General features: G+C 66.9%; 4 protein-coding genes. All 4 read right to left on the bottom strand.

Going from position 1 to position 3,710, the window contains the following annotated elements:
* Positions 1 to 60: 60 nt before the first annotated feature.
* The 4 genes from KH616_RS22900 to KH616_RS22885 all read right to left on the bottom strand — a co-directional run bounded on the left by KH616_RS22900 (position 61) and on the right by KH616_RS22885 (position 3,279).
* Entirely contained in the window at positions 61 to 993 is a 933-nt protein-coding gene (locus tag KH616_RS22900; protein WP_292252184.1) for a 3-keto-5-aminohexanoate cleavage protein, read from the bottom strand.
* A gap of 35 nt (positions 994 to 1,028) precedes the next feature.
* Entirely contained in the window at positions 1,029 to 1,826 is a 798-nt protein-coding gene (locus KH616_RS22895) for an SDR family oxidoreductase (protein WP_292252183.1), read from the bottom strand.
* A 68-nt stretch (positions 1,827 to 1,894) separates the two neighbouring features.
* Positions 1,895 to 2,605, bottom strand: a complete 711-nt coding sequence (locus tag KH616_RS22890) for a GntR family transcriptional regulator (protein ID WP_292252182.1) — start codon at positions 2,603 to 2,605, stop codon at positions 1,895 to 1,897.
* Positions 2,606 to 2,805: 200 nt separating this feature from the next.
* Positions 2,806 to 3,279: an Lrp/AsnC family transcriptional regulator gene (locus KH616_RS22885; protein ID WP_292252181.1), complete on the bottom strand. Its 474-nt coding sequence runs from the start codon at positions 3,277 to 3,279 to the stop codon at positions 2,806 to 2,808.
* Between the last annotated feature and the right edge of the window lie 431 nt (positions 3,280 to 3,710).

Below are 3,710 nucleotides of genomic sequence, written 5' to 3'. Positions count from 1 at the left end.
CGCCGGCCCGGGCCGGCGCCGTGTCTCTGCGCTTGCTTGTTGTGAAGGCCGGGCAGCGGGTCAGAAATTGACCGCGTCGCCGCCCTTGAGACCGAGCATCGCGCGCGCTTCGGCGGGCGTCGCGATCTCGAGCGACAGACCTTCGAGCACCTGCTGTATCTTCAGCACCTGCGCGGCGCTCGACTCCGCGAGCTTGCCCGGCGCGATCCACAGCGAATCCTCGAGCCCGACCCTGACGTTCGCGCCCTGTGCGGCGCCGATCGTCGCAAGCGGAATCTGGTTGCGGCCCGCGCCGAGAATCGACCATACGTAGTCGGAGCCGAACAGGCGGTCGGCGGTGCGGCGCATGTGCATCAGGTCTTCCGGATGCGCACCGATTCCGCCGAGCAGGCCGAACACGCTCTGGATGAAGAAGGGCGGCTTCGCGAGCCCGCGCTCGACGAAGTGCGCGAGGTTGTACAGATGCGAGATGTCGTAGCACTCGAACTCGAAGCGCGTGCCGTTCGCGCCGCACCGCGTGAGGATCGTCTCGATGTCGGCGAAGGTGTTCTTGAACACGAGGTCGCGGCTCTTCTCCAGATGCTCGCGTTCCCACGGATGCGCGAATTCGCGGAAGCGTTCCAGCATCGGATACAGCCCGAAGTTCATCGAGCCCATGTTCAGCGATGCAATTTCCGGCTGGAAATGCAGCGCCGGGCGCAGGCGCTCGTCGATCGTCATGTGCGGGCTGCCGCCCGACGTGAGGTTGATCACCGCATCGGTCCGCGCCTTGATGCGCGGCAGGAATTCGGCGAACACGCCCGGATCCTGCGTGGGCTTGCCGTCCGACGGATTGCGCGCGTGCAGGTGCAGGATCGCCGCGCCGGCCTCGGCGGCCGCGACCGCGGCCGTCTCGATCTGGTGCGGCGTCACGGGCAGATACGGCGACATCGACGGCGTATGGATTGCGCCGGTCGGCGCGCAGGTGATGATGACTTTGCGGGCAGTTGCCACGATGGGATTCCTCTCGATGAGCGAAGACGCGTGCGTTAGAGAACTTCGACGTTGCCGCAGACGGATATGGCCTGCCCGGTGATGCCATGCCCGCCGGGCGAGCACAGGAACAGCGCGGTGGCGGCGATCTCGGCGGGGTCGGTCATGCGGCGCAGCGAGATTTTTTCGAGGTAACGCTTTTCCATCTCGTCGTAGCCGATGCCGAGCTGCGCGGCGCGCGCCTCGATCACGCGGCGCATCCGCGGGCCGCGCACGATGCCCGGCTGGATCGCGTTCACGCGGATGCCGAGCGGGCCGAGCTCGATCGCCAGGCTCTTGACGAGGCCGACGACCGCCCATTTGGTGGCCGCATAGGGCGTGCGGTACGCGTAGCCGAGCCGGCCCGCGACCGACGACAGCGCGATGATCGCCCCGCCGTGTTGCGACTCGCGCAGCAGCGGCACCGCGCGGCGCGCGAACTGGAACTGCGCGTTGAGATTGATCGTGACGGTCTGTTCCCATTGCGCGGGATCGATGTCGTCGATGCCGCCGGTCGGGCCGGCGATGCCGGCATTGTTGACGAGGACGTCGAGGCCGCCGAGCGTGGCTGCCACGTCCGCGAACACGCGATCGACCGCAGCCGGGTCGCCCACGTCGGCCAGCGTCGCGCCCATCGCGGGGCGGGACGGGCGGTCGGCGAGGGCGGCGATCGCCGCTTCGGACGCGTCGCAGACATGCACGCGCGCGCCGCATTCGGCGAACGCGTCCGCAATCGCGAGGCCGATCCCTGACGCGCCGCCCGTCACGAGCACGCGCAGGCCGTCATAAGGCTTCAGCAAATCGTATGCAGCCATGCTGTTTTGTCTCCTGGTTGTTGATGTTTCGGCCGCCGGTTTGCCGGCGTCTCCGGCGCGGGTGCGCGCTATGTGTTCGCGTGTACGCGCCGCGGCGTCTGTTCGGCATGCAGCGTGGCGGCGAGATCGTGCGCCGCGCCGCCGATGTCGAGCGCTATGCCCGCACGCACGCCCGCGCCGTCGCGGCGTTCGAGCGCATCGACGATCGCGCGGTGGGCATCCATCGAGCGATGCATATGGGGGAGGTCGAGCGCCACCATGTTGAGGAACGGGCCGACCCGCATCCACAGGTTCTGGACGATCGCGAGCGTGTTGTCGCTTGCGCCGTGCGCGTAGATGGCGTTGTGGAACGCGAAGTTGCTTTGCAGGTATGCACGCGCCCGGCCGGCGTCCGCATGTGTTTGCATCGTCTCGCAAATGCGGCGCACGGCGGCGACCTGCGCGTCGCTCATCCGGGCGCAGGCCCGCTCGGCGATGCAGCCTTCGAGCGCGATCCGCACGTCGCGGAGCTCTTCGAGCGCGTCGGGCGTCATCGGCGGCACGACGAGCGCGCGGTTGGGGCCGTCCACCAGCGCGCGCTCGGCGCGCAGGCGCGTGAGCGCGGCCCGCACCGGCATCGTCGACGAACCGACCGCCTCCGCCACGCTGCGCAGGCTCAGCGCCTGGCCGGGCGCGAAACGGCCGCTCATCAGCGCCTCGCGCAGTTGCTGATAGACCTTGTCTGCCATCGTTTCCTGTTCGATGGCTTTCAGTGCGGGCGGGACGATGCGTGGCGCCAAGGCGGACTCCATGGTTTGATCTGCGATCTGTGATCACACTTGCGATGTGCAGAGTGTTGTCGATCGGTGGGGGCGAGTCAAGCCGCGGACGATAGGGGAAAACGCGGGGCCGCGCCTGTCATGGTGCGCGGCATGCGGGAGGGCGGGAAGAGTGCGAATCCGCAGCGGATTCGCGAGCCGCGGTCAGGGCCGTGCGCGTGTCAGTCTGCCACCGGCATCGCGCTCGTGCATTTGATCTCGTCGAGACAAACGCTCGAATGCACCCCGCTCACGCCGGGAATCCGCATCAGTGTTTCGAGCAGGAATTTCGACAGTCCTTTCAGGTCGTGCGCGACGACCTTCAGCACGTAGTCGATATCGCCCGTGACCGAAAAACACTCCTGGATCTGTGCCAGATCGGAGACGAGTTTCTGGAATTTCGTCAGATCGCGGATATGGCCCCGTTCCATCGTCACGTGCACGAAGGCGGTGACGCCGAAGCCGAGCGTATCGGGGTCGAGACGCGTTTCGTAGCGGCGGATCGCGCCGATTTCCTCGAGCCGCCGGTGACGGCGCAGCGTCTGCGCAGGCGACAGGCCCACGGCTTTCGCGAGCTCGAGATTCGATGCGCGGCCATTCTCCTGCAGGATCGTCAGCAAGTGCCGATCGATGCGATCCAGAACCGGTTCAGGCATTTTTGTTTCCTCGTGTGTCTCCCGGATGCAATCTTATCTCATAATGTAGGGTTTGCATGAACGGGTTACGCAACCCGATTTCGTCGTCGCGACGCTAAACTGGCACCGATTTTCGTGCGTGGTCGCCGCCAGGCGGCGCGTGCGGTCTCCGGCGGCCGGTCTGGCGGGTTCGCCGAAGGACGATCGGATACGACACGAAGATTGCAGTTCCAACCCGGCGGCCCCACGACCGGCCGACGGCATAGCAAAACGGCGCCCGGCACACCCCGAAGGCGCACCGCTTCCAGTGGAGGCGGACAGAGTGGAGAAGACATGGTTTCTGGACACGAGAACGACGGCCTGAAGCGCGGGCTGAAGAATCGCCACATCCAGCTGATCGCGCTGGGCGGCGCGCTCGGCACGGGGCTGTTCCTCGGCATCGCGCAGACGAT

The sequence above is a fragment of the Burkholderia sp. genome, assembly GCF_018375725.1.
GTDB lineage: Bacteria > Pseudomonadota > Gammaproteobacteria > Burkholderiales > Burkholderiaceae > Burkholderia.
This window is presented reverse-complemented; position numbering and strand designations above follow the sequence as displayed.